Source organism: Acidobacteriota bacterium, from assembly GCA_016184105.1.
Lineage (GTDB): Bacteria > Acidobacteriota > Vicinamibacteria > Vicinamibacterales > 2-12-FULL-66-21 > JACPDI01.
This window is the reverse complement of the sequence record JACPDI010000027.1, coordinates 157542-158494: the sequence shown is the minus strand read 5'-3', so window position 1 is coordinate 158494 and position 953 is coordinate 157542. Positions and strand designations below refer to the sequence as shown.

At 61.7% G+C, this 953-nt stretch carries 1 protein-coding gene and 1 pseudogene (1 of these 2 only partly in view); both read right to left on the bottom strand.

What is annotated here, in order from left to right; translation table 11 throughout:
* Positions 1-169: LON peptidase substrate-binding domain-containing protein (locus HYU53_10330; GenBank protein MBI2221590.1), on the bottom strand; the 169-nt coding region annotated here is incomplete at its 3' end.
* Positions 170-246: 77 nt separating this feature from the next.
* A pseudogene (gene clpX / locus HYU53_10325) lies at positions 247-953 on the bottom strand (ATP-dependent Clp protease ATP-binding subunit ClpX) (it continues 419 nt past the right edge of the window).

The window sequence follows — 953 nt, the reverse complement described above, 5'->3', positions numbered from 1 at the left end:
CAACCGCGGCGTCGTGTTGCGCGGCCAGAAAAATCCGCTTGTCCTTCAGGAGCGCGTGCTCGAGCGCTCGCGTCGAGCTGGGCCGCCCGATCACGAACGGCATCATCATGTGGGGAAACACGACGACGTCCCGCAAGGGGACGATAGGGAGCGTTTCGTAGAGATCCATGTCTTCTAGATGTTGATTTGGTGATTTGGTGATTTGGTGATTGGCGCACCGGATCACCAGATCACCAAACCACCAAATTATCCGGCTTTCTCGATCAGGGTGATCGGCTTTTCCTTGGTCTCGACCACTTCGCGCGTGATGACGCACTCCCGGATCTTCTTCTGGCCCGGCAGCGAGTACATCAGGTCGAGCATCAGGTCCTCGATGATCATCCGCAGCCCCCGCGCGCCGATCTTGCGCTGCAGGGCGTTTTCCGCGATCGCCTCGAGCGCGTCGTCGGTGAAGCGGAGCTTCACGTTCTCGTACTCGAAGAGTCTCTGGTACTGACGCGTGATCGCGTTGCGAGGTTGCGTCAGGATCTGGACGAGCGCCTGCTTGTCCAGCTCGTGGAGCGTGCCCACGACGGGAAGGCGGCCGACGAACTCGGGGATGAGCCCGTACTTGATGAGATCTTCCGGCTCGATCCGCTCGAGGGTCGCGCCGATGTTCTTCTTGTCCTGCGCGCGGACGTCCGCCTTGAAGCCGAGCGTCTTCTTGCCGATGCGCCGCTCGATCACCTTGTCGAGGCCGACGAAGGCGCCGCCGCAGATGAACAGGATGTTCGTCGTGTCGATCTGGAAGAACTCCTGGTGCGGGTGCTTGCGCCCTCCCTGCGGGGGCACGTTCGCCACGGTCCCCTCGAGGATCTTGAGCAGCGCCTGCTGCACCCCTTCACCCGACACGTCGCGGGTGATCGAGGGGTTCTCGTCCTTGCGGCAGATCTTGTCGACCTCGTCGATGTAGA